This window comes from Sphingobacterium sp. NPDC055346, assembly GCF_053645235.1.
Genome location: NZ_JBSHMI010000001.1, coordinates 614,562 through 640,456, shown reverse-complemented (window position 1 = coordinate 640,456; position 25,895 = coordinate 614,562). Strand labels below are relative to the sequence as shown.

The window sequence follows — 25,895 nt, the reverse complement described above, 5'->3', positions numbered from 1 at the left end:
GAAACCTCCAACGGGGGTGAAATGTTTGTAGAAATTAGATGTTTGTAATGGCGAACCCACAGCGTGGGTGAAATGTTTTTCTATACCTTTCTGTGTCACCCTTCGGCGGGGCCTCAGGGTGACACAAAAGATGTTGATAAAGATTTCAGCCTCGCTGCGTTATTAACGTTCAAATGCCTATTTTTGCAAGGTTAACAAATATTAATAATACCCTTAAGCATGGCTTATCCTAAGGTTTCAATCATTACCATTGTTTACAATAATGTTAGGGATATCGGATTTACCCTAGCTTCTGTAGATCAGCAGACCTACCCTAATATCGAATATATTGTGGTGGACGGCAAGTCTACGGATGGAACCCTGGATGTCATTGCTGAGTATAAGGATTTGATCAATATCTTGGTTTCTGAAAAGGATAATGGCATTTACGACGCAATGAACAAAGGCTTGGCCCTTGCTACGGGCGATTATGTGCTGTTCCTGAATTCAGGGGATGAACTTTTTGCTTCCAATACCTTGGAGAAAATCTTTGGCAATGAAGACCATGCGGATATCTATTATGGAGAGACCAAGTTGATCAATGAGGACCGTGAGATTATTGGGGACCGTCGTCATAAAACGCCGGCTCATTTCGATTGGCAATCCTTTAAATATGGCATGAATGTCTGTCATCAGGCCATCTATATCAAGCGCAGCTTGACAGCTCCCTATGATTTGCAGTACAAATTGAGTTCAGATATAGACTGGGTGATCAGAGCTGCCCAAAAAGCGAACAAAGTCGTGAATGTGAAAGATTATGTTGCCAAATATTTGGTAGGTGGGATGTCACAGCAGCGACACAAGCAGAGTTTGAAGGAACGCTACGAGATCTTTAAGAAATACTATGGTTTTGTTCCTAACCTTATCAACCATGGTGTTATCGCCATGCGCCTACTGGTACATCGATTTAAGCATGGCAAAACAAGAGACTAATTTTTTAAATCCCAATCTTTTGGTTGAACTGGCCAACAGTAGGATGCCCTTTGGGAAATACCAAGGGTACCTATTGATGAACTTGCCGGAGCCGTATTTGGCTTGGTTCAAACAGAAGGGATTTCCGCCGGGCAAAATCGGGATCCTGTTGGAAACTCTCTATGAAATAAAACTCAATGGTCTGGAGTATTTATTAAAGCCATTGGTCAAAAAGTGATGAATATCAATTTTTGGTCGTCCAATTTTTTTATCTTTGCAGCATAATTTTAAACATTAAACGCCGTTTGCAGCGGTATCAATGAATATATGGCACAATATCAAACATTGCTGTACTATTGCTACAGCCCTATCGAGAATGCGGAAAAGTTCGCAGAAGATCATCTAGAATTTTGTAAATCACTTGGCTTGTTGGGACGAATCATCGTTGCTGATGAAGGTCTTAATGGTACGGTTTCGGGTACTCCGGAGGCTTGTAAGGCGTATATGGAGCATGTGCATGCGGATCCGAGGTTTGCAAAGACTGAATTCAAGGTGGACGACGTAGAAGAACTTTCATTCATCAAGATGCATTGTCGTTACAAAGAGGAGATTGTTCACTCAGGTCTGCGCAATCCATCTGTGATCGATCCAAACAAACAGACGGGAAAGCATCTGGAGCCTAAGGATTTCTTGGCGTTGAAAGATCAAGAGGATGTGGTTATCCTTGACGTTCGTTCAAATTATGAGCATAATGTAGGTCGTTTTAAGAACGCTGTTACATTGGATATAGAAAATTTCCGTGAGTTTCCGGAAAAAGTGAAGGAATTGGAACATCTAAAGGGCAAGAAAATCTTGACTTATTGTACAGGTGGTATCAAGTGTGAAAAAGCTTCTGCTCTATTGTTGAAAGAGGGTTTTGAGGATGTTTATCAATTGCACGGTGGTATCATTAAATATGGTAAGGAAGCTGGCGGGGAGGATTTTGAAGGGGAATGCTATGTTTTTGATAACCGTGTTACAGTTCCGGTCAATTCGGTTAACCCAACAGTTGTTTCAACATGTAAAAACTGCGGGAAAATTACTTCGAAAATGATCAACTGTGCAAACCCGATTTGCAATGAGCATTTTACGCAATGTGATGAATGTGGCTGGGAATTAGACGGTTGCTGTTCTGACGACTGTAAGTCGCATCCGAAGAAACGTGAGTATGACGGTACAGGCTATTATGTAAAAGTACCGCAGCCTGTCAATATTGATAAAATCTCAAAGCGTAAGCACAAGAAGTTGGTTAAAAATTAAAAGTTTATTAAAATATTTCGAAAAATCCATTTATCTTTCAATAGCTAAATGGATTTTTTTATTATACTCTTAATTGGAAATACGAAATGGATAGTCAGAAAGTAGACATGTTTTTAATGTCAAACAACAAGTTTTTTGAATCATATCAATTGATGGAGATCAAGGATCTATTGACGAGGTCGGATGAAAGTAAATACACGAATGTTCAGATCCAACAATATAAAGATCCAACTACTGTCTTGATCGTTTCCATTTTGGCGGGTTCCTTTGGGATTGACCGCTTTATGATTGGAGATACCGGTTTGGGAATTGCCAAATTATTGACCTGTGGAGGTTTGGGTATATGGACAATCATTGATTGGTTCCTGATCATGGGGGCAACAAAAACCAAGAATTTCGAAAAACTGATCACCTCCTTGAATTATTAATTCAATGCGGAATCCAAGGAGCAGACTGTATATTACTACGGGAATAGTTTGTTTCATTGGGATTATCTGGCTATTGCTGGATTATTATGCTTCCGCGAACATCACACTATGTCCAGTGAAACTGGTTACAGGCTATCCTTGTCCTTCCTGTGGGACGACAAGATCCATTTCAGCATTGTTTAATGGGCAGCTTAAGGATGCATTTATGATCAACCCTTTGGGGATCGTTTCGAGCATCATCATTATGGCTGTTTTGGTATTGATGCTGCTTGATTTGGTTACAAAGCGTGATTTTTATTATAAAGTTTATAATCAGGTTGAAAAATTTCTTCAGCAGCATAAGGCATTAAGTGCGATTCTGGTCATATTAGTTATTTTAAATTGGGCATGGAACATATCGAAGGGACTATAGCTTTTAATCCGAGAGAGATTACCGAGGATGAACGTGAATATGCATCAAATAGTTATTTGATGTCTTTGTTTGCTTTGTTTATTGGTTTACCGTTGCCTATATTCAATTTACTGGCAACTGTGATTTTCTATTTGGGCAATCGTAAATCCACTCGCTTTGTAAAGTGGCATTGTACTCAAGCACTTATTTCCCAATTTGCCATTTTCTTTTTCAATACCGCTGGATTTTGGTGGACCATGGCGATTATTTTTAATAGGAAGGAAGTGAGCGATGCTTATATCGCCTACCTGCTGTTGATTTTACTGTTGAATGGGATTGAAATTGTTTCCACCATCTATACTTCGATAAAAACGAGGAAGGGAATTCATGTACGTTGGTTCCTGTTTTCGGATATCACTGATAATCTGTTGAAACGATGAAGATTCTAGGCAAATTTCTGGTATTAGCTGCTGGAATTGCAGTCTGTTATCTACTGTTGTTGCAAGTGAATTGGACGAGTGTGTTTGAAGTCCAACAGAATCAGGATCGCTTGGAGTCAAAATTGGGTAAGTTGGTGCTGGAACAGGTGCGCGACCTGTATGATGTGATCGAGGATGAGCAGATCGACAGTACGTTAGATTCGTTATTTATTCCTCTATTAAAGGAAAACTATATCCCTACAAAAAACTATGATCTATTGTTGGTGGAAAGTGAAGAGGTGAATGCATTTGCCCTTCCTGACGATAAGATCATCGTGACGACAGCCCTAATCAATTTTTTGGATAGTGCAGAATATATGTCGGCCATCTTGGCCCATGAGATTGCCCATTGTGAGAAAAATCATGTGATGCGTTCATTGATCACTAATTTTGGTTTGGACCTATTGCTGTCAGGATCAGGAACCGGTGAAGTGACCAATTTCTTGACAGGGCAGGCCTTCTCAAGGAAGCTTGAAAAAGAAGCCGATGAAAAAGCCGTGGAATATTTGGAAGAGGCCCATGTTGATCCAAGTAGCTTGATGAAGGTTATGGAGCTGTTTGATGTGTATCTGAGTTCGGATGGGGATGTCAGCTGGATTTCTTCTCACCCTGTTCCTGCAGACCGCAAGAAATACCTAGAACAAAAGATCAACAGGATCAAGACGGACCCTAATACCTACAAAAGTCCCATTAGCTCCAAAAGCTGGACAGACCTGCAAGGTCTGATTTCCGAATATGCCAATCAGGATTAATCTCTGCCCGATCTTCCTCCAAAACTTCTTAAATTATAGTTCAGGCTCAATAGGAAATACCTGGTCAAGGTGTTTGAGGTGATGTTTGAAATAGAAATCTCGGACGCTCGGCGATTGATGTTTCGGGCATTGTTGAACAGGTCAAAAGCCTTTAAGGAGATTTCAGCATTTCTTTTCTTCAAGATCTTATATCCGATAGACGCATTCAGCAAGTTTGTTGAAATGGCCTCTGCACCCATTACACCCCCATTACGGTAGAAAGAATAATTATAACCCAAGGTCATGTTCTTAAAGAATTCCAGGTTCAGGGAATTGCTGATTCTATGGTTGGTAATCCGGTAGTGGGATATTTCACTCATTGGGTTATTGGTAAAGTTCATGTTCAGATTGTAATTGAATCCAATGATGATCTTTTTACTGAAATTGGTAAATATGCCCACATGCTGGCTAAAACCATAGCTGTGGTTTGGCATCAAGACTTTGTTGAGGATGGCATAATTACGGTTGTAATACATGTAATTGTTCAAGTTCAGGTTGAAGCCCAGTTTTTTTAACGGTAGCCCATAGTTGTTATTTGCTCGAAGTTGAAATACACCGTTGATGTTTTCAGGTACGACATATTGTCCACCGGCACCTAGGATAATATCTTCAAACAGGGTGATGGTGCTGTCGGTGGTCATGGTGGAGTTGATGATCTTATTGTTGGTGTAGTCAAAATTAAGGCTACTGTTGAAGCTCCGGCCATTGCTGCGGTTTACATCCCGATACTGAAGACGGAACCGATGGGTGTATTCCTGGCTCAGGTTTGGGTTTCCGTTTCGGAGAAACAATTCGTTTGAATTATCAATATAGTCCTGCAATTGATCGATGGAAGGGGTGTTTGTCGCGCCATTATAGTTGAATTCCAGGTGCCTTTCTTTGCTAAAGTAATAGGCCATGGTCAGTTCTGGAAGAAAAGCTCCAAAGTCTGCAGTGGTCCTCAGATTTATTGGGACGGTCCGGTTGTTTACCCGATAGCCATGTTCATAGTTCATTCCAATCTGGAACCTAAAGGTGTCCTGTTTATTGTATGAATAAGAAAGCCCTGCACTGTGATGGGTGAAATCATTTCGGAATTCATTGGATAATCGATCATTCAGTTCTTCAAACTGCCCTGTCTCGGCAAGAAACTCCATAGTTTTCCGGTCGGAATAGTTGCTGGTATTGCGCATGCCATAGTTGGCCTGCAATCTGGAGATCTTGGAGACATTGTAGGTGTAGGAAAGTCTTCCATTGTATCCATTTCCATATCCATAGGTCGTGCTTTCGCGATTGGCAGTGTCGATTCGGTCTAGAACTGCATCTTTATAGTATTGGTTGAAGGCTAAGGTTTTTCCCAACGCCTCGTTGCTGCTCTTGTTTCCGTCTAAACTCAAGGATATGGTCTGACCCGCTTTTTTGAATCGGTGCATATAGGTCAAGCCGCCACCAAAATTGAAGGCTTCATTATTGTTGTTGAAGTTTCGGTTGGAGTTGTTCAGGGGTTCTGTCCTATTCTTGCTCATGTTGCTGATTGAGCTATTGGCCAGATCACTTTTTGTATAAGAAAGGTTTGGATTGATATCGATGCGGTTCATGCTGTCGATATCCCATTTCAGTCGACCTCTCAGGTTATGGGATATGTTGCCATTGTTACCGGTTTGATGTTGGTTCTGGAATTGGTTGGCTCGGCTTCCTGTAATATACTCAATGTCTGATAGGGTATTGGTAAAAGTGCTGCTATTGCGGAACCTATAGTTTCCATTGACTTCCATCTTTTTGTCGAGGAATGTATTGGTATAGTTGGCTGCAGCCGCATAGGTGTCAGATAGACCTCGGTCGGTGTTGTTATTTCCTCTTCTGAACCCGCCTCTGCCTTGTTCGGAAAACTCTGTTTCATTGATGTTGTTGGCCATGATATTGATGGAGATTTTTTCATCTCCACGGAAAGCATTTACACCGGAGTTGATCGAGAATTTGTCGGCATCACCTTTACCAGCGTTGAACTTTCCAAAGAGTCCTTTTTTCTTGTCGGGCTTGGTTACGATGTTAATGACTTTGGACCTTTTACCATCATCGAATCCGGAGAATTTAGTCTGTTCGGATTTCTCATCGATGATCTGTAGCTTGTCAATGATGTCTGCCGGGAGGGTTTTTAGGGCCACTTTAGGGTCAGTGCTGAAGAACTCCTTGCCGTCCACCATGATCTTGGTGACCTCCTCGCCATGTGCAGTAACTTTTCCATCTTCATCGATGGTTACACCAGGGACCTGAGCAACCATTTCATCAGCATCGGCATATTCTCTAGTGGCGAAATTACGGGCATTGAATTCCATGGTATCCCCTTTGACGGCAACATTAGGTGCTGGAGCGATGGTAATCTCTTCGATTACGATTTCCCCAGGTTCTAAGCCAACCAGAAGCGTTTCCATCGAAGGCTTTACAACGATGTTTTTCTCGAACTTTTTGAAACCCAATAAAGTTCCGGTCAATTTATAATTGCCATTGGCTACCCTTGGGATTGAGAAATCTCCTTTGTCATTTGATTTGGCCGTACGGATGGTGGAATCTTTGAGGTTCAGGAGTTGGATGCTGGCATCCTGTAAGTTGCTACCCTTTGTTTTGTCCTGCACCTTTCCAGCGATATTGACTTGAGCCAATACATGGACAAAGCTTAATAAAACTAGGCAAAAGGTAAGCAGGTATTTCATGGTAAGGTTTGATGGATTTTTTTCAATTATATAGTTTTTAGACGATAACAGCCTGATAATCACAAAAAAGATACATTGTTGTTATGACAATCGTAAAAATCGGGAAATTGAAAAAGTTAGATTATCAAGAGGTTACAGCGGAAATGAAAATATTGAAAAGCGGAGTCGCATTAGAGATGTTACATAGCGGTCAAATTGCTTGGTCAAGGCAATTTCAGAAAAATTGGATATATTTGCTTATTACAATCAATGAAAGAAACGACACTCAGTAGGAAGGAAAAGATTCTGCAAACTGCCTTACAGTTATTTGCAATAAAGGGATACCTTGATACCTCGACCAAGGAGATTGCTGCCAAAGCTGGAGTTTCTGAAGCACTTATCTTTAAGCATTTCGGAAACAAGGATGCTTTGTTGGCCCATATCGTGAAGTCAGGTTATAGGAAGGTGCTGCTTCATCACAAGGGGATGATGACCTATAAGGGGGCGAAGGATTTTCTTAGGAACATGGTTCAGTTTCCGAGTAAATTGGTTGCCGATGATCCTTTGTTCTGGAAATTGCAAGAACGACTTTCACACCATAGTTTCTCCAAATCTCAACACGAACTCTTCATTAAGCCCGTTCAACCCATCGTTCATAAAGCGTTTGAAGAATTGGGTTATGCCAATCCCGATCTGGAAACTCAATACCTATTGCTGATCATTGATATGTTATGGAAGAAAGAGGCCTGTGGGGAGCTTGAAAATGCAGCTGATTTAGCTGCTTTGGTAGAGACTAAATACAACCTTTAGTATTGCGTGTTCCTGCGTGTTGTTTTTTAAAAGCGCAAAATATTTTAAAAAACAAGTAAAAATGCCGTATTTCGTGTAAACTATATTGTGATGATTAAGAAACTCTTCAGTTTTGGATTGCTATCCATGATGCTTATTTCTGCAGCATTCGCGCAGAACAAACCCAATTTCGTAGATTTTATCAATCAAAAGCATTCTTGGGTTGATTCCGTGTTCAGTACCTTGACACCGAAGCAACGCATAGGTCAGCTTTTTTTGGTGAGAGCACATACCAATTTGGGTCAAAAATATGTAGACTCCGTAAAGCAAGTGATTGAGAAGGAACAGTTGGGTGGTCTTGTCGTTTTCCAAGGTGGCCCCGTAAGACATGCCAATATGTTCAATCAATATGATAAAGTGAGCAAGGTCCCTTTGTTGATTACATTCGATGGGGAATGGGGATTGGGCATGCGTATGCCGGATTCGACGATCTCATACCCTTATCAGATGACTTTGGGTGCTATTCAGAACAATAATCTGTTATATGAAATGGGTAGACAGGTGGCACGTGATTTCCACCGTATGGGGATGCACTTTAACTTTGCGCCTGTTGTAGACATCAATAACAATCCAAATAATCCAGTTATTAACTTCCGTTCCTTCGGTGACAATAAGTACAAGGTGACTGAAAAGGCTAAAGCCTATATGGATGGCATGGTTCAAGGTGGCATCTTAGCATCGTTGAAGCATTTCCCTGGGCATGGTGACACCGATGTGGATTCACACCATGACCTTCCGCAATTGAAGTTTGATAAAGCGAGATTGGATAGCCTTGAAATGTATCCATTCAGACAGTTGATCAAAGATGGTGCTCCGTCTGTGATGGTGGCACACATGAATATACCAGCCTTAGACAATACGCCAAATATCCCTTCATCCATTTCCAAGAAAGTAGTGACGGATATTATCCGTAAGGAATTGGGATTTAGAGGTCTTACAGTCACTGATGCCATGGATATGAATGGGGTGAAGAAATTTTTCCCGAATGGGGAGGCTGATGTGATGGCCATTGAAGCGGGCCATGATCTTTTGGAAGTTTCTGAAAACAGCGGTCGTGCAATCGATCTTGTTGAAAAAGCGATCAAATCGGGAAGACTTTCCCAAGCTGATATCGATGCTAGGGTGAAAAAGGTCTTGGCAGCGAAATTATGGTTAGGCCTAAACCAAGTGAAACCGGTAAATACCAATAGACTTTATGAGGATTTGAATACGCCTGCAGCACAGAGTTTGGTGCAGCGCATTTCAGATGCTGCGGTGACCTTATTGAAATCAGACCGCGGGTTAAAAAGATTTGACCCGAAAAAATCAACTTCGATCGTGAGTGTAGGAATTGATCAAACTCAAGATTTTGAGAAAGGTCTGGCCTTGCAGCTGAACGATTTTGATCAGTTTTTTATCAAAGGAGATGAAACTGAAGAGCAGTTGAAAGATTTGATGAAGGAGGCGAAGGATAATCGCCAGATTGTACTGGTTATCCATGATAATCGTAGTAGACCGCGTAGTGAATTGGTTTTGAATGATGCTGCCAAAGATTTTATCGATAAGATTGCCGGTAGGAGAACGATTTCAGTGATGTTTACCAATCCATATGCGATGAACTCGGTGGATGTGATGCGCAGTTCCTCTGTTCTTTTAGGCTATCAAAATGACTTTTTCATGCAAAAAGCTGTTTTAAAGGCTTTGTTGAAACAAATTAAACCAGAAGGTAAATTGCCAGTTAGCATTTCTGAGGATTTAGAAAACGGAACAGGTTTGTAATCTAAGTTTGTTAACATAAAAATAAAGTAGCCAGTAAGTTTTACTGGCTTTTTTTATTCAAAAGAAAGACTAATTTTGCTATGTAGATTGAGAATTATGGCAAAAGAGCAGATTTCTATATTTGATATGTTTAAGATAGGGATTGGACCTTCCAGTTCACATACTTTAGGCCCTTGGCGTGCAGCCCAACGTTTCGTTGAAGCATTGCAGAACAGGGAGGCCTTAGATCATGTTGTGGAGGTAAAGATCCTTTTGTATGGCTCTTTGGCGAAGACGGGTGTTGGTCATGGTACTGATATCGCAGTGCTTTTGGGCATGAGTGGGGATGACCCTGTAACATTTGATGTCAATGATGTCCTTCCGAAGGTGAATCGCATCAAGGCTAATAAAAGGATGAGCCTGGGTGGTAAAAAAGAAATTGACTTTTCCTATACCGATGATCTGCTATTCCTTTATGATCAAAGTCTTCCATTTCACCCCAATGCAGTTACTTTTCAGGCATTTTTGGACAATGGGACTGCTATTTCTGAAACCTATTATTCAATAGGTGGTGGATTTGTAGTTCAGGAAAATGATACCGAAAGTGTATTGTCTGAGATTGATCTTCCTTTTCCAATTGATACCGCGCAGGAATTAATGGTTTCCTGTATGCGTACCGGACTGAAGATTTCGGAACTGGTGTTGGAGAATGAATGCTCTTGGCGTTCCGAACAGGAAACTAGGGATGGCGTTTTAAAGATCTTCCAAACCATTAAGGAATGTATCTATAAGGGTTGCCATACGGACGGTGTTTTGCCAGGAGGTCTGCATGTGGAAAGGCGTGCATCCAAACTGAACAAAAAGATGTTGAAAGGGCGTGAATATTCGGACTTTGACAGTTGGGTAGAGGCGATCCGTGCTGGAGGCAGGGATTTCGGATATATCCTTGACTGTGTAAGCTGTTTTGCTCTGGCCGTGAATGAGGAGAATGCTTCGTTTGGACGAGTGGTAACAGCGCCAACCAATGGTGCAGCTGGAGTGATCCCCGCAGTTCTGCAATACTATATCGTATTCCATGATTGTTATAAAGAGGATAAGATCATTCAGTTTATTGCTACGGCTTCGGAAATTGGATCTATTTTCAAAAAAGGAGCAACCATTTCTGCTGCCATGGGCGGCTGTCAAGCAGAGATCGGGGTTTCATCGGCTATGGCTGCTGGAGCACTGACCGAGTGTTTGGGTGGTTCGCAGAGGCAAGTGTTGATGGCCGCAGAGATCGCGATGGAGCATCATCTTGGCCTCACCTGTGATCCTATTGGTGGGCTAGTGCAGATTCCTTGTATCGAAAGAAATACCATGGGTGCTATCAAGGCCATTACTGCGGCTCAATTGGCCCTTCAGTCGAATCCTGATAAAGCGAAAGTAAGTCTGGATGCAGTGGTGAGCACGATGTGGGATACTGCTCAGGACATGAATGTGAAATATAAAGAAACGGCCGATGGTGGCCTGGCGATTAAAGTTCCGTTGAGTTTGCCTGAATGTTAGGTTCAAAAAAGAAATATGCAAATAGTTGGAGAGCTGTCCGTTTGGGCGGCTCTTTTATTTTCGATTTTTCTATCTTTGTGAAATGATTCGATACGCGGCATTAGCTTCTGGAAGTAATGGAAATAGCTATTATATTGCTAAGGGCAATACCTCCATTTTAATTGATGCCGGAATCAATAGCAAGCATCTGCATTTAAGGATGGCATCGTTGGGGATAAATCCGTCGAGTATCAATGCCATCTTTATTACCCATGAACATACCGACCATATTTCTGGCTTATCCGTTTTCCTGAAGAGGTATCAGATTCCAGTTTATCTGACTGAAGGGACCTATGAATCATCCAGATTGCAATTGCCGGGTTACCTGATCAATTTTATCAAGCCAAATTCGGTTGTTAATTTAGAAGATTTCTCCGTTTATGGTATTCCTAAATATCATGATGCGCAGGAACCTTGCAGCTTTTTGGTTTCTGATGGGGAGCTGAATATTTCGGTTCTTACCGATTTGGGAAGGATCTGTGAAAATGTGAAGAAAGCAATCCGCATTGCGGATATTCTGTTTTTGGAAGCTAATTATGATGAGGAAATGCTCTTGACAGGAAGATATCCTTATCATTTAAAGAACAGGATTAAGGGAGGGTGGGGCCACCTTTCCAATAAAATATCCTTGGAAGCCTTTATTGAGAATAAATCTGAGCGTTTAAAGCATTTGATACTGGGCCACCTTTCAGGCGAGAACAATTCTGTAGAGTTGGTTGAACGGGTCTTTGAACCCCATTGCCAAGAATTTAAGATGTCTGTAGCAAAAAGGACAGAATGTACTCCGCTATTTGAGATCAGCAAGCAGGTGCAAACGGAAATATATGTGGAAAAATATTCTTATCAATCCATTCAGATCATTACGGGGTAATCCCCTGTTTAAGATATAAAAAGGAAGGAGCTGTTATGATCATAACAGCTCCTTCCTTTTTGTTGAATATGTTTATTGGAGTTCCATTTTGAAAAGTGTTGCCAAGTGTGTCCTGAGTTTGGCTTTCACTTCTTCAACGTCAACTTTATGTCCTAATTCCCTTTCCATGGAAGTAACATCCTTGTCATCTATTCCGCACGGGACGATGTTTCCAAAATAGGCAAGGTCTGCATTGACATTAAAGGCGAAGCCATGCATGGTTACCCAGCGAGAAGCCCGTACGCCCATGGCACAGATCTTTCTAGCCTTTTCATTATCAGGGTCTAGCCAAACACCGGTATAGCCTGGATACCTTCCTGCCTCTATGCCGTAATCAGCAAGTGTCAAGATAATGGCTTCCTCTAGGGTCCGCAGGTAAAGATGGATGTCCGTGAAAAAGTTGTCCAGATCTAAGATCGGATAGCCGACAATCTGGCCGGGGCCATGGTAGGTGATGTCGCCACCTCTATTGATCTTATAGAAAGTTGCTTCTTTTTCCTTTAACCCTTCTTCATCCAATAACAGGTATTCCAAATGTCCACTTTTGCCAAGGGTATAGACATGTGGATGTTCGGTAAATATCAAAAAGTTCGGTGTTGGATCCTGCGCGTTATTTACTCGGTTATCATGTTTGATGGCGAGGGTCTTTGCAAAAATCGCTTCTTGTTTGTCCCAAGCCTCTTGATAATCCAATAACCCCCAATCAATAAACTTTACTTCTTTGTTTTGCATTTTGTTTTCCTAATACAACAGGTTGTTATATGGGTATCTGGCGTTGTGCATTTTTACAACGATATCATATACTTTTTCCTTGAATTCCTCGACGTTTGTTTTGTTGGTTGCAGAGATGAAAATCGCCGGATCGGCATTTTTTGCCATCCAAGAGTTCCGGAAATCATCTAAGGTTACTTTTATCTCTTCACCGTCCTCGTCCAGTTCAACCGGAGGCTTATAGGCGTCGATCTTGTTGAAAACCGTAATGATCGGTTTATCAACAGCACCGATATCCTTTAGGGTTTCATTAACCGCACGGATATGATCTTCGAAATAAGGGTGGGAAATATCCACCACGTGGATCAATACATCGGCCTCTCTGACTTCATCAAGGGTAGATTTGAAACATTCCACTAAATGGTGAGGTAGTTTGCGGATAAATCCAACGGTATCTGACAAAAGGAATGGGAGATTGTCAATAACAACCTTTCTAACTGTCGTATCCAGCGTAGCGAACAGTTTGTTCTCGATCAATACATCAGATTTTGAGATCATGTTCATGATGGTGGACTTACCAACGTTGGTATAGCCGACCAAGGCCACTCGGATCATCTCGCCTCTGTTCTTACGTTGGGTCTCGTTTTGTTTGTCGATGACTTTTAACCTATCCTTCAATAGGGAAATTTTATTCAAGATCATCCGTCTATCGCTCTCAATCTGGCTTTCACCCGGACCACGCATACCAATACCCCCGCGCTGACGCTCTAAGTGAGTCCACATTCGGGTCAATCTAGGCAATAAATATTGCAGTTGGGCAAGCTCCACTTGGGTCTTTGCCTGCGCTGTTTTTGCATGCTTTGCAAAGATGTCCAAAATCAAGTTGGAACGATCGAGTACCTTGATGTTGAAATACTTTTCTATGTTCCTTAACTGAGATGGAGAAAGTTCATCATCAAATACGACGATATCTATTTCTTCTGCTTGGATAAATTCCTTGATTTCATCAAGCTTACCTGATCCTACAAAGGTTGCACGATCAGGGAAAGCTAGTTTTTGGGTGAAAATTCCTTTGGTGACACCACCTGCAGTGGTCACTAAAAACTCTAATTCTTCTAAATATTCTTTGGCGGTTTCATCCGAAACATCAGGAGTGATTACACTCACCAATACTGCTGTTTCTGGCTTTACTGCCGTGTCATATATCTTAAATCTTGCCATTTAATGTTTTTAAATAGTGAACAAGCGTTCCAATGAAATGGTTTTTGCCTGTTTAAACCTTGTTTAAGTAGAAACAAGTTTACAAAGTTACGGTTTTTACGAGATTTTGTCCCATGAAATAGCAGGGGAGCTTTTGCTTAAATACTGGGCTAAGAGTTGATTGCGTTCTTCTTGCAGGTTTGGGTCCTCATTAAAGATCTGGATGACCAATTGTCTTGCCTCAGAAAGGATGGCTTGATCTTTAGCAAGATCAGCGATTTTCATTTCCAAAACACCAGATTGCTGCGTGCCAGAAAGGTCTCCAGGACCACGGAGTTGTAGATCCACCTCTGCGATTTCAAAGCCATCATTGGTCCGTACCATGGTTTCCAAACGGGTCCTGCCCTCTTTGCTCAGTTTATTGCTTGACATTAGGATACAGAAGGATTGTTCGGCTCCACGTCCTACCCGGCCACGGAGCTGATGCAGTTGGGAAAGGCCAAAGCGTTCCGAGTTTTCAATGACCATCACGGAGGCATTCGGTACATTTACTCCAACTTCAATTACGGTTGTTGCCACCATGATCTGTGTTTCACCCTTTATAAAACGCTGCATTTCGAAGTCTTTGTCCTTTACCGGCATCTTGCCGTGAACAATACTGATCCGGAATTCAGGCAATGGAAATTCTCGCATCAAGCCTTCAAGTCCGGCCTCTAGGTATAGAAGGTCCATCTTTTCACTCTCCTTGATCAACGGATATACGATATAGACTTGGCGACCTTTTGCGATTTCATCGCGCATGAAACCAAATACACGTAAGCGTTGGTTTTCGAAAAAGTGAACGGTTTTGATTGGCTTTCTTCCTGCAGGCAACTCATCGATAATGGAAATGTCAAGGTCTCCATACATGGTCATCGCCAAGGTCCTTGGGATAGGCGTTGCAGTCATCACCAACATATGTGGAGGAATGAGGTTTTTACGCCATAGTTTTGCCCTTTGTTCTACTCCAAATCGATGCTGTTCGTCGATTACCACAAATCCAATATTCTTGAACTTTACCTTATCCTCAATCAGGGCATGAGTCCCGATCAGGATATCGAGTGTTCCATCTTCCAATTCCTGATGGATGATCCTTCTTGCCTTTGCAGGTGTTGAACCTGTCAAGAGCTTGACGGTACAGATGTCATCTCCCAATAATTCCTTTAAGCCATTGTAGTGTTGGGTTGCAAGGATTTCCGTTGGGGCCATCATACAGGCTTGGTAGCCATTGTCGATAGCCAAGAGCATGCTCATCAACGCCACTACGGTCTTCCCTGAGCCGACATCCCCTTGCACCAATCGATTCATCTGGGCGCCCGTATTACAATCTATTCGAATTTCCTTTACCACTCTTTTTTGGGCATTGGTAAGTGGGAAAGGCAATCTCTCATTGAAGAATGTATTGAACTTGTCGCCAACTTTGTTGAATTGATGACCCTTGTATCGTTGGGTGTTCAACTGTTTATTTTTCAATAGGCGAAGTTGAATAAAGAAGAGTTCTTCAAACTTCAACCTATTTATTGCCGCTTTCATCAACTGTTCGTTTTGCGGAAAGTGAATGCTCAGCAGAGCCTGTTGAAGGGGTAAAAGCTTGTATTTATCAAGAATGTAGTTTGGCAATGTTTCAGCAACCGTTCTTAAGGTGGTTTCTAAGGCCGTTTGTTGCAGCTTTTGGATGCCTTTGGAATCCAGGTTGAACTTCTTAAGTTTTTCGGTGGAAGAATAGACCGGTTGCATGGTCATATTTCCAACCTTTTTGCCCTGTTGTTGGTAGAGCTCCATCTCTGGATGGGTAATGGAAATTGCACCGTTGAATTCTGTCGGTTTCCCGTAGATAATATAGGCAGCACCGACCTTAAGTCCTTTTCTTAACCAGGAAATGCTTTGAAACCAGACCAATTCCATCATTCCGGTATCATCCTTGAATTGGCCGACCAGTCGCCTTCCCCGTTTTTCGCCAACTTCCTGCAGGCTCATCAATCTCCCCAGAACTTGGGCACCAACCATGTCAGGGTGGAGCTCGCGGATCTTATGGAATTTGGTGCGGTCGATATATCGAAAAGGATAATCCTGCAAAAGGTCTCCAATCGTAAAGACCTGAAGCTCTTTCTTGAGGACATCCGCTTTCTGCGGTCCTACACCTTTGAGATATTCTATGGGAGTTATTAACGATAAATCTGCCATGGGATAGATAATCCCACTAAAATAATAAAAACTTTCAACTCAAGCTCCGATAACAACAAAAGCTCCTCAGAATCGAGGAGCTTTTCACTGTTTTATATAGATAGATTTAGGGTTAAATTATGGTGGTACCACCATCCACTGCCAAGTTGATTCCAGTGATGTACCGGGCATCATCTGAGGCTAAAAACAAGGCGGCTAAGGCGATATCCTCTGCGGTTCCATAGTCCTTCATCGGGATAATGGACATGAAATGGGGTCTGTACTGCGGGTTGTTGAGGTGTGCTTCAGCCATTGGGGTCATGATATACCCGGGATTGATTGCATTGACGCGTATTTTCAATTTCCCGAAATCTACGGCTGCTGCTCGGGTAATCGCAGAAACTCCACCCTTTGAGGCGGTGTAAGATCCTGGGCCAGACATTCCGGTCAAGGCTGCAATCGATGAAATATTCACGATACTTCCACCATTTTCCTTCATATGTGGAAGGACGGCCTGCATGCCCAACATCACACTGTTGATATTGATATCATAGGTCTTTTTCCAAAGGGCTTCATCTTGTTCCTCAAAAGGGGTTGGAACCGAGATCCCTGCGTTGTTGATCAATATATCTACTTTCCCAAAATTATTCAGTGCTGCAGGAATGACATCGTTGAACCAAGTTTCTCTGTTTGAAACATCATGTTTTACTGCTACGGCATCAAAGCCTTGAGCCTGAAGTTTCTCGACTATGGCATTCAATTTATCAATCTGAATATCTGTTGCTACCACTTTCGCGCCCTCGTTTGCAAACAAATAGGTCATGGATTCTCCCATGCCAGATGCTGCTCCCGTAATAATGGCTACTTTACCTGTTAATCTCATAGTAGTGTTTTTATGTGAATAAATATCTTAAGCTTCTTTCATTAAAAAAGTGACCTAGGTTACCTTCTTAAAATAAATGGTTGTTTTTCCGCTTTATAGGTATGGGTGAGTAACAGTTGAAAAGCAATACTGTTTTTCTTGATTGCAAATTTGTAGTAATAGGGAGGGTAGCGCCACAAAAAATGCCAACAATTAATTATTGTTGGCATCATATTGAAATAAGTTTCTTGTTGTTTATTATCCTTTCCAGGCAATAACGGAGATTTCCACATTAACCTCTTTAGGTAAGGTCTTTACTGCAACACATTCCCTTGCTGGTTGGTTTTCTTTGAAATATTCGGCATAGACCTCATTAACGGTTGCAAAATAGTCCATACTGCTTAGGAAGATCGATGTCTTAACCACATCTGAATAGTCATAGCCAGCGTTTTTCAAGATTGCTCCTACATTTTTCAATACCTGGTGGGCCTCGTCGGCAACTCCGGTAGTGATCAATTCCATGCTTTCTGGAATCAATGGGATCTGCCCTGAAACATAAAGGGTTTTATCTGCTTTTATCGCTTGGTTGTAGGGGCCAATTGCTGCTGGGGCCTTATCCGTATTCAGAATTTCTTTTTGTGCCATGATTTTATTGTTCTTTGATAATAATTCTTAAAAAATGAGGTTCTGATATAGGGTTGGAATCTCATTTCGCTGGTCTAATATACGATTAGGCACTTGGATTTTCAACAAAAGCCAACAATAAGTAACTTGCAGGATGAAACATAAACTTGCCCTCATCAACGGTAGGATTTTTACCGAATATCAAATATTTGAACAACATGCACTTTTAATCGATTCAGACCGAATTGCTGGTATTGTTCCTCAAGATGAACTGCCAGACGGTTTTGAGATACTGGATGTGAAAGGTGCCAATATATGCCCCGGGTTAATTGATTTGCAGATCTACGGGACAGGTGAAGACCTGTTTTCAGCGGAGTTGACCGTAGATTCCATCCATAGGATTGAACAAAATCTGTTGAAACAAGGCTGTACTTCCTTTGTGCTTACTTTGGCAACCAATACCTTGGAGCTATTCAACCAGGCTATTGCCGTTTTTGAGGAGGCAAAACCGAAAGTTGCCTTAGGCCTACACCTGGAAGGGCCATTCCTAAATGCGGCAAAGCGAGGAGCTCATCCAGCTGAATTGATCCAGAAAGCAAGCTTAGAGTTATTAGGGTCTGTCGTTGAGGGTAAGGAGCATATAGTCAAAATGATGACTATTGCCCCTGAACTGACCGATCAAGAGTGCATCGACTACCTGAACGACAAGGGAGTATTGGTAACGGCAGGGCATAGTGCAGCAACTTATAAGGAAGCGACGCATGCCTTTGATAACGGAGTTCCTGCTGTGACCCATCTGTGGAATGCCATGTCCCCACTCCATCATCGTGATGTTGGTTTGCCGGGAGCAGCATTTAACCATGATGAGGTCTGTGCTTCGATTATCGTGGATGGAATCCACTCAGACTTTGAGACAGTCAAAATCTCAAAGGAATTAATGGGAGACCGTTTGTTCCTTATCACCGATGCGGTTGCAAAATGTGACAAAGGGATTTATCAACATGTTTTTAATCAAGATCATTATACCATGCCGGACGGTACGCTTTCAGGGTCTGCCTTGACTATGTTGAAGGCCGTTGAAAACTGTGTCAAAAAAGTGGGAATCAGTTTAGAAGAAAGCCTTCGAATGGCCACATTGTACCTTGCAAGACTTTTTGGAAGGCATGACCTTGGCAACTTAAACTCCGGATCTATAGCGAATGTGTTAGTTTTTGATCAAGATTTCCAGGTTCAACAGGTTGTTTTTCAGGGAGAAAGTATTATTTAACATATAAAGAATAGGTTACAATTAGTAGGATAGCCCATAAAAGTCTTAATTTTGTGGGTTAAGAATGAATTTATGATGAGAAAAATCTTAAGTCTTTGTCTTTTTGTGCTGATGATGGTGATAGTTTTATCCTGTGGGTCGAAGAGAAGGCAAGGAAAAGTATTGCAGCAGCCAACCGCCACGGTGACTCAGGAAACTTCAACGGAAGCTCCAAAAACAGATGATAAACCTGTTGAAAAACCGGTTACCACGAAACCTGTAGGCGAAAAAGTGGCTGAAAAGAAGCCTGTAGAAAAGCCCGTATTTAAAGCGAATCTACCAAATGTTCCCCGCGAATTTAGAGCAGCATGGGTAGCCACAGTAGCCAATATCAACTGGCCCAGCAAAAACAACCTATCGACAGAACAACAAAAGCAAGAGGCCATTAACCTATTGGATATGTTGAAAAACAACAATTTCAACGCGGTTATCTTTCAAGTAAGGCCTTCTGCTGATGCCTTGTATAAATCCAGCTTAGAACCTTGGTCTTATTTCTTGACCGGAACTATCGGAAAAGCTCCAAGTCCATATTACGATCCATTGGAATTTTGGGTCGAGGAAGCCCATAAAAGAGGGTTGGAACTGCATGTTTGGTTAAATCCTTACCGTGCTCACCACAGCAATGGAGGCCAGGTGACCAGCGAGTCGCTAGTGCGCAAATCGCCAGAGAATGTGGTTAGACTTAGAAACGGAATGTACTGGTTTGATCCAGCTAGTCAAGAAACGCAAAACCATGCCGCTTCGGTGGTCATGGATATTGTGAAACGCTATGACATCGACGGAGTACACTTTGATGATTATTTCTACCCATATGCAACCTATAATGGTGGTGCAGATTTCCCAGACGACAAAACCTGGTTCGCCTATAAAAAGAACGGTGGTAATCTAAGCCGCCCGGATTGGAGAAGAGATAATGTCAATAAATTCATCAAGCGTATTTATACAGAGATCAAGAAAGAAAAACCTTCCGTTAAGTTTGGTTTAAGTCCTTTTGGTATCTGGAAGCCTGGTTATCCTTCTGGGGTAACTGGTTCCTCCCAATATGATGAACTTTACGCCGATGCTAAATTATGGTTGAATGAAGGCTGGATTGACTATTTCACGCCTCAATTATATTGGCCAATTGATCCGCCTAGACAAAGCTTTACCAGCTTGCTGAAATGGTGGCAATCTGAAAACAAACATAATCGCCACTTATGGCCAGGTCTGAATACGGTAGAAGTTAGAGCTGCCAATAGAGCGGATGAGATCAAGCGCCAGATTGCGGTTACTCGTGAAGTAATTCCGAATAGCGTAGGCGCAGTACATTGGAGTATTGCCGGTTTGACCAAAAACCCAATGTTGTTAAAAGCATTGCACGATGGACCATATTCGCAGAAGGCTTTGGTTCCTGCGTCCCCATGGTTGTCTGCCAATCCGATCTTGAAGCCAACTTTGCTGTTGACCAATCAACCGAGCAGTGTATTTGTGAAGTGGCTTCACAAACAACCTGAGCAAGTATTTAAATGGGTGACCTATGCGCGCTATGGAGACACTTGGGATATTCAGATCCTAGATGGTCCTCAGTCCGAATTGAGCTTGCCGAAGAGCAAAGACGGTCATAAATTAAACGCCGTTGCTGTAAAGCCTATTGACCGTTTAGGCAATGAAGGCGACTATGCTGGTGAAGCTATAGAATAGTATTTAAACAAAAATATTTTATAAAAAAGCGGGAAAGAACGTTCTTTCCCGCTTTTTTATTTTACAAATATTTACTGTAACGATAGTGTCACGCAAATGTTACTTATATGTGTAGTATTTACACTTCCTGATGCAATCGGTTGCGGAGCTAAATGCTTTAATCTGCTAAATTTCAAGGATTCCATTCAATTATTCATGCAGATTTTTACATCTCCATTTTCTGATTCATGCGTGTTTTGCGTTTTATTTTGCGGAATATGACAGATTTTGCTGTTTCATTTGCTTTATTGTGCGGTATTTGTCTTAATTTTATCCAGTTTTTATTGCGAAACTAATTTACCGAATCTTAATTAATGGGAAACATACTCTTATATTCTGCCGTTCTTGGTTTATTATTGACAAGTGCTTGTGGTTCAACAAAGAAGAATAGCTCTTCAAATGCTTCACAGCCTGTAGTTGAAACTGTAAAACAAGAAACCATTGTGCCTGCTGCCGATCAGCTTACTGCTTACTTGCCTTTGTTGAAAGGTAAGAAAGTCGGTTTGATGGGTAACCAGACCTCTGTAGTAGGTCCGCAAAAGGAACATTTGGTAGACGTGCTGTTAAGGGAGAAAGTAGACCTTAAATTTGGATTCGCACCTGAGCATGGATTCCGAGGTGACATCGAAAGAGGCGAGAAAGTCAGCAATGATGTTGATGCTAAAACTGGTCTTCCATTATTTACCCTATATGGTGGAAATGAAAAACAAGATTCAATCGTTCAGTCGGTTGATGTCATGATTTTCGATCTGCAAGATGTTGGTGCTAGATTCTATACTTACATAACCTCCTTGCACCGTGTCATGGAGCTTTGTGCAAAGCACAACAAAGAACTGATTGTACTGGATAGACCTAATCCATGTGGTGATCAGGTTGATGGTCCTGTTCGTAAGGACGACAAATTCAAATCCAACGTTTCTTATCATAAAATTGCCATGGTCCACGGCTTGACCGTTGGAGAATTGGCAAAGATGATCAATGGCGAGAAGTGGTTAGAAAATGGACGTCAATGCAAGTTGACTGTGGTTCCGGTTCAAGGATATACGCATGATAGCATGTACGACCTTCCAGTTATCCCTTCCCCAAGTTTGCCAAACCATTTATCAGTTCGCCTTTATTCTTCTTTATGTCTGTTTGAAGGAACTGATATTTCCGTAGGCCGTGGTACAGACTGGCCTTTCCAAGTGGTTGGTTTTACCGACCCTGTTTATGGAGACTTTACCTTTACTCCAGGTGAAAAAGCAGGTATGGCTAAACACGTAGAAGGAAAAGGAGCGACCAATTACGGTCTAGATTTAAGAGGTCTAGATGCCGACAAACAGAAATTTACTTTAAAATACATACTCGATTTCTATAATAAAATGCCAGACAAGTCTAAGTTTTTTGTGCGAGCAGAATTCTTCGACAAGCTAGCCGGAACGGATGAACTTAGAAAGCAAATCATTGCTGGAAAGACAGAAGATGAAATCCGTACCAGCTGGAAACCTGAATTGGATGAATACAAGAAAATGAGAACAAAATATTTGATCTACCCAGACTTCAAATGAAAAACAAGCATGTGAGGGCTCAATTTAATTGAGCCTATTCGCATAATGGGACATTTGATGCTGGAAAAACATTTTATCACGCAAACAAACTCGGTTGTTTCAGTTAGATGGGAATAAACCGAATTATGATAACAAAAATTATAAATTATTAATCTTAAAGCAATGCGAAGACTTATACTCTTTTCTCTCGCTCTGGGTTTAACAATGCCGACTTATGCGTCTTTTGAGGCAAACAAAGGTGTTGTTGCACTTGGAAACCATGCTAGCTGGACAAATGCTTCATCGGTGCTGCAAAATACCGTAACAGGTACGGTAAGTGGTCCGGACGGTCCCTTAGCTGGTGTTACTGTTTCGGTAGTAGGCTCCTCTGTGAAAGCCTCTACGGATGAATCAGGTAAATTCTCAATTTCGGCCGCTGTAGGTTCGACTTTAAGGTTCTCCTATGTTGGATACGAATCCAAAGAGGTTACCGTAGCTGGTAATACCATGAACGTAACGCTTCAATCTTCCAGCGACCTGTTGGATGAGGTTGTTGTCGTGGGTTATGGTACTCAAAAGAAAGGTAACTTAACAGGTGCCGTTTCAACAATCAGTGTAAAAGATAACTTAGAAGGTCGTCCTATCGCAGATGTGGGTCGTGGTATCCAAGGGGTTACCCCTGGTTTGACCGTGACGGTTCCATCGGGTGAGGTAGGTTCTGATCCTCGTATCAAAATCCGTGGTGCAGTTGCTTCATTGCAGGCTTCAGGAGATCCTCTGATCTTATTGGACAACGTGGAAATCCCAAGTATCCAATATGTGAACCCTGACGATATCGAATCCATTACGGTATTGAAAGATGCTGCTTCATCATCGATCTACGGTGCTAAAGCTGCATTCGGTGTAATCTTGATTACGACCAAAACCGGTGCTAAAGGTGAAAAAATCGATATTTCCTATTCCAATAACTTCTCGTTCCAAAACCCTTTCAAACAATATGAAATGGGAAGGATCAATGCGTTGAAATATACCAAAGATGCCATGGAGCGTATTGGATCAAACATCTCTGGTGCTTTCTATTATGTAACTCCAGAAGGTTATGAAATGGCGAAGGAATGGGATGACAAATATGGAACTACATTAGGTCCAAACGATCCTACTGTTTTCGGACGTGACTGGATTGTTGACCCAACCAATACTTCTCGTAAAATAGGTTTGAGAACCTATGATCCTTACGATTACATGGTAAGGGAATGGGCTCCAACTATTACCAACAATGCTTCAATCAATGGTTCTGTAGGTAGGACTAAATATACAGCCACTTTTGGACACATCTCTCAAAGCGGGATGTTGAAAGCTGGTGACTCTGATAAATTCAAAAGAGCAAATGCTGCAGTAAGGGTATCTACAGATGTAAGTGATTACTTGACTTTGCGTGCCGGAGCCATGTTCTCCCAACGTCAAAAGCTATATCCTTATGCGACGAACTCTACCACTGCCGACCCTTGGTACTACATGTACCGTTGGTCATCAGTTTATCCAATGGGATTGGATGAGAACGGAAGCAAAATCCGTAGCCCTTGGTCGGAGTACGAAGATGCAAACGAAGCATCAATGAAACGTAACTACATCAACTTGAACGCTGGTGCAACAGTCAATATGACCAAGAACTGGAGATTAGATGTGGATTACAACTTCACCAATGAGGACTACGATTGGTTTAGACCGGGTACTCGTTTTACAGCAGCTAACAGCTGGATCGCTCCGGTTCAACGTTTAGACGCCAATGGTAACCAGGTTTATGTGGACAATACAGGTGCTGTAGTGCCTGCAGGTTCTCCTGGAGCTATCGCAGCATACGACTTGAATACACATGAATATACAGCCCCAGGAGCAAATCCTGACCACGTATACGCTCGTGCAGCATATGAGTATAAACATACTTTCAATGCTTTCTCTACTTATAATCTAAACCTTGACAACGGCCATGAATTCAAATTTATGGTGGGTTCAAACTTGGTGTCTGATTATGGTAAATACAACTGGACTCAAAAAACTAACCTACTTGACTTAAGCAATCCGCAATTCGATCTTGCTTCAGGTACAGTAACAGGTTCTGGTGGTACTTTCTGGACTAGTCAGGTAGGTTTCTTCGGTCGTGTAAACTATGCCTTCAAAAACAAATACCTTTTGGAAGCGAATGCACGTTATGATGGATCTTCAAAATTCGTGGATGATTTGATCTGGAGATGGTTTACATCAGCTTCTGCCGGATGGGTGGCTTCAGAAGAAAACTTCATGCAATGGGCTAAACCGGCATTATCTCACTTGAAATTTAGAGGTTCATACGGGGTAATCGGTAACCAAGCCGTTCCTGCAAGTTTGTATACACCTAACATGTTTCCTTACGAGACTTTGTGGATCGGTGGTCAGAATAAATACTATGGCGTACCTACGCCTACATTCAGCTTAAGAGATATCTCTTGGGAAGATCTAGAAACTATTGACTTTGGAGTTGATGCTCGTTTCTTAAACAACAAACTAGGTTTGGTTTTCGATTACTATGTTCGTAATACCAACAATATGTTCGTAGGATTTCAAGGTACAACCTGGACTACCGGTGGCGCTGCACCTCTTGGAAACTTCGGTACCTTAAAAACAAAAGGTTATGAAGTAGCAGTAGACTATAACCACCGCTTTAATAATGGTCTAGGCATCAATGTTCGTGCAAACTTTGATGATGCGATCTCAAGATTCTATAATGTGACTAGCCAAAGAACAACAGGTTCTTACTATGATGGTTCTGCATATGGAGATATCTGGGGTTATGAAACCGATAGACTTTACCAAATGGATGACTTCGTATTGGGCGCTGATGGAAAACCTCAGTTGATCAATTTAACGGAGGACATGACCAAATACTTTGCAAATGGTGATGGTAAAGCTTACCAATTAAAAGATCCTAATGGAGTTTACCAACCTCGTTTAGAAAATACCAATACGTTCAACTTCGGTCCTGGTGATGTGAAATTCAAGGATTTGAACGGTGATGGTGAAATCGATAACGGTGATGGTACGGTAGATAACCCTGGTGATAGAAGAATCATTGGTAACACGACTCCACGTTATAACTACGGTTTACGTTTAGGCGCTGATTACAAAGGATTCGATTTCTCTATCTTCTTCCAAGGAACAGGACAACGTGCAATGTGGGGTAATGGTGCATTGGCAATCGCTGGTTATAATACCGCGGATGGTGCTATGCCAGCAGCAATTGTAGATGATTACTGGACGCCAGACAACACAGCTGCTTTCTATCCAGCTGCGTTCAACAATGCGGGTAGCAACGATGCCAACAACATGCAGGTTCAGTCTAAATACTTATTGGATCTATCTTACACCAGAATCAAGAACATCACATTTGGTTATGTATTGCCTAAGAGCTTTATCGCTCCAGCTAAATTGAGCAATGTACGTGTTTATGTGGCTTTAGAAAACTTCTTTACATGGGATAAATTGAATGGCTTGCCAATCGACCCAGAGGTGGTTTCTGGATTCTCTATGTTTAATGAAAGTAACTATAACACAGGTAGAACTGGGGTTGGTACTCCATCATTCAAATCTGCTTCATTCGGTGTACAGTTAAACTTCTAATCC

Annotated in this window: 21 protein-coding genes; 15 read left to right on the top strand and 6 right to left on the bottom strand. The window is 41.8% G+C overall.

The window, feature by feature from the left end; genetic code table 11:
- Positions 1–219: 219 nt before the first annotated feature.
- The 7 genes from ACWICE_RS02715 (at position 220) to ACWICE_RS02685 (ending at position 4,300) form a co-directional block, all read left to right on the top strand.
- Positions 220–972 carry a glycosyltransferase family 2 protein gene (locus tag ACWICE_RS02715; protein ID WP_454297577.1) on the top strand — a complete coding sequence of 251 codons (753 nt, stop codon included), beginning with the start codon at positions 220–222 and terminating at the stop codon, positions 970–972.
- Complete coding sequence (locus tag ACWICE_RS02710; protein WP_093101203.1) at positions 953–1,189, top strand: DUF3820 family protein; 237 nt, start codon at positions 953–955, stop codon at positions 1,187–1,189. Before ACWICE_RS02715 ends, ACWICE_RS02710 begins: the two co-directional genes overlap by 20 nt.
- A gap of 89 nt (positions 1,190–1,278) precedes the next feature.
- Entirely contained in the window at positions 1,279–2,250 is a 972-nt protein-coding gene (trhO, locus tag ACWICE_RS02705; RefSeq protein WP_254526611.1) for an oxygen-dependent tRNA uridine(34) hydroxylase TrhO, read from the top strand.
- A gap of 116 nt (positions 2,251–2,366) precedes the next feature.
- Positions 2,367–2,678 carry a TM2 domain-containing protein gene (locus ACWICE_RS02700; RefSeq protein ID WP_236736578.1) on the top strand — a complete coding sequence of 104 codons (312 nt, stop codon included), beginning with the start codon at positions 2,367–2,369 and terminating at the stop codon, positions 2,676–2,678.
- Between the two features lie 4 nt (positions 2,679–2,682).
- Complete coding sequence (locus tag ACWICE_RS02695; protein ID WP_454290627.1) at positions 2,683–3,090, top strand: DUF2752 domain-containing protein; 408 nt, start codon at positions 2,683–2,685, stop codon at positions 3,088–3,090.
- Positions 3,066–3,509, top strand: coding sequence for a DUF4870 domain-containing protein (locus ACWICE_RS02690; RefSeq protein ID WP_454297576.1), 444 nt, complete (start codon positions 3,066–3,068; stop codon positions 3,507–3,509). Before ACWICE_RS02695 ends, ACWICE_RS02690 begins: the two co-directional genes overlap by 25 nt.
- On the top strand, positions 3,506–4,300 hold the full coding sequence (locus tag ACWICE_RS02685; protein ID WP_454297575.1) for a M48 family metallopeptidase: 795 nt from the start codon (positions 3,506–3,508) through the stop codon (positions 4,298–4,300). The genes ACWICE_RS02690 and ACWICE_RS02685 overlap by 4 nt, the downstream gene beginning before the upstream one ends.
- Here the strand turns inward: ACWICE_RS02685 and ACWICE_RS02680 are convergent.
- The gene (locus ACWICE_RS02680; protein ID WP_454297574.1) at positions 4,297–7,029 is read right to left on the bottom strand and encodes an outer membrane beta-barrel protein; all 2,733 of its coding nucleotides are present in this window, start codon (positions 7,027–7,029) and stop codon (positions 4,297–4,299) included. The two genes, ACWICE_RS02685 and ACWICE_RS02680, sit on opposite strands and share 4 nt — an antisense overlap.
- 249 nt (positions 7,030–7,278) lie before the next feature.
- On the opposite strand from ACWICE_RS02680, the gene ACWICE_RS02675 reads away from it, so the two are divergent.
- The 4 genes from ACWICE_RS02675 to ACWICE_RS02660 all read left to right on the top strand — a co-directional run bounded on the left by ACWICE_RS02675 (position 7,279) and on the right by ACWICE_RS02660 (position 12,049).
- Positions 7,279–7,818, top strand: coding sequence for a TetR/AcrR family transcriptional regulator (locus tag ACWICE_RS02675; protein ID WP_185215824.1), 540 nt, complete (start codon positions 7,279–7,281; stop codon positions 7,816–7,818).
- 90 nt (positions 7,819–7,908) lie between these two features.
- Positions 7,909–9,615 (top strand): glycoside hydrolase family 3 N-terminal domain-containing protein, encoded by a 1,707-nt coding sequence (locus ACWICE_RS02670; RefSeq protein ID WP_454297573.1) that lies wholly within the window; start codon positions 7,909–7,911, stop codon positions 9,613–9,615.
- 96 nt (positions 9,616–9,711) lie between these two features.
- On the top strand, positions 9,712–11,139 hold the full coding sequence (locus ACWICE_RS02665) for an L-serine ammonia-lyase (RefSeq protein ID WP_454297572.1): 1,428 nt from the start codon (positions 9,712–9,714) through the stop codon (positions 11,137–11,139).
- 82 nt (positions 11,140–11,221) lie between these two features.
- Entirely contained in the window at positions 11,222–12,049 is an 828-nt protein-coding gene (locus tag ACWICE_RS02660; protein WP_454297571.1) for an MBL fold metallo-hydrolase, read from the top strand.
- A 72-nt stretch (positions 12,050–12,121) separates the two neighbouring features.
- Here ACWICE_RS02660 and lipB read toward each other — a convergent pair whose 3' ends face one another.
- The 5 genes from lipB to ACWICE_RS02635 all read right to left on the bottom strand — a co-directional run bounded on the left by lipB (position 12,122) and on the right by ACWICE_RS02635 (position 17,708).
- A complete protein-coding gene (gene lipB, locus ACWICE_RS02655) occupies positions 12,122–12,820 on the bottom strand; it encodes a lipoyl(octanoyl) transferase LipB (protein WP_454297570.1) in 699 nt (232 codons plus the stop codon).
- Between the two features lie 9 nt (positions 12,821–12,829).
- The gene (gene hflX / locus ACWICE_RS02650; protein WP_185215828.1) at positions 12,830–14,020 is read right to left on the bottom strand and encodes a GTPase HflX; all 1,191 of its coding nucleotides are present in this window, start codon (positions 14,018–14,020) and stop codon (positions 12,830–12,832) included.
- 96 nt (positions 14,021–14,116) lie between these two features.
- Positions 14,117–16,222 (bottom strand): ATP-dependent DNA helicase RecG, encoded by a 2,106-nt coding sequence (gene recG / locus ACWICE_RS02645; protein ID WP_454297569.1) that lies wholly within the window; start codon positions 16,220–16,222, stop codon positions 14,117–14,119.
- A 112-nt stretch (positions 16,223–16,334) separates the two neighbouring features.
- Positions 16,335–17,084 carry an SDR family NAD(P)-dependent oxidoreductase gene (locus tag ACWICE_RS02640; protein ID WP_185215830.1) on the bottom strand — a complete coding sequence of 250 codons (750 nt, stop codon included), beginning with the start codon at positions 17,082–17,084 and terminating at the stop codon, positions 16,335–16,337.
- A 237-nt stretch (positions 17,085–17,321) separates the two neighbouring features.
- Positions 17,322–17,708, bottom strand: coding sequence for a RidA family protein (locus ACWICE_RS02635; protein WP_093101229.1), 387 nt, complete (start codon positions 17,706–17,708; stop codon positions 17,322–17,324).
- Between the two features lie 133 nt (positions 17,709–17,841).
- On the opposite strand from ACWICE_RS02635, the gene nagA reads away from it, so the two are divergent.
- The 4 genes from nagA (at position 17,842) to ACWICE_RS02615 (ending at position 25,892) form a co-directional block, all read left to right on the top strand.
- Positions 17,842–18,954: an N-acetylglucosamine-6-phosphate deacetylase gene (nagA, locus tag ACWICE_RS02630; protein ID WP_454297568.1), complete on the top strand. Its 1,113-nt coding sequence runs from the start codon at positions 17,842–17,844 to the stop codon at positions 18,952–18,954.
- A 72-nt stretch (positions 18,955–19,026) separates the two neighbouring features.
- On the top strand, positions 19,027–20,673 hold the full coding sequence (locus ACWICE_RS02625) for a glycoside hydrolase family 10 protein (protein WP_454297567.1): 1,647 nt from the start codon (positions 19,027–19,029) through the stop codon (positions 20,671–20,673).
- 353 nt (positions 20,674–21,026) lie between these two features.
- On the top strand, positions 21,027–22,259 hold the full coding sequence (locus tag ACWICE_RS02620; protein ID WP_454297566.1) for an exo-beta-N-acetylmuramidase NamZ family protein: 1,233 nt from the start codon (positions 21,027–21,029) through the stop codon (positions 22,257–22,259).
- Between the two features lie 162 nt (positions 22,260–22,421).
- Complete coding sequence (locus ACWICE_RS02615) at positions 22,422–25,892, top strand: SusC/RagA family TonB-linked outer membrane protein (protein ID WP_454297565.1); 3,471 nt, start codon at positions 22,422–22,424, stop codon at positions 25,890–25,892.
- The last annotated feature ends 3 nt before the right edge of the window (positions 25,893–25,895 follow it).